Annotated in this window: 1 pseudogene; it reads right to left on the bottom strand. The window is 59.9% G+C overall.

The features are described 5' to 3' along the window. Positions 1 to 101 precede the first annotated feature (101 nt). Positions 102 to 289 (bottom strand): annotated as a pseudogene (locus GUI70_RS24835) (IS4 family transposase); the annotation flags it as partial.

Raw genomic sequence — 289 nt, 5'->3', positions numbered from 1 at the left:
CAAGCTGCTCCTAGCGCTGGAAAAGGGCTCATGAGGATGGACAGCAGTGATTCCAGCCCGTCCAAGCGCCACCTGAGCGCATTTGTCAGCGACTCGGCCCCCTACCGAACGAGACTGACCGCTTTTCTGCCGTGCTTCTTGACGTTGATCGGCCGCTGCTCCGCCAACCAGACGCCTATCCGGAAGCAGGCCACCCAGGCCAGCATCACGAATCCGAACAGACGTTCCAGGCGTGCTGGCTGCGTCATTCCAGTGCGCTCGAGATCGAACCCTCTGCTTTTAAGACTTG

It is taken from the genome of Deinococcus alpinitundrae (genome assembly GCF_009982895.1).
Lineage (GTDB): Bacteria > Deinococcota > Deinococci > Deinococcales > Deinococcaceae > Deinococcus > Deinococcus alpinitundrae.
Note: the sequence above shows the minus strand (reverse complement) of the source record. Positions and strands in the feature narration are given on the sequence as shown.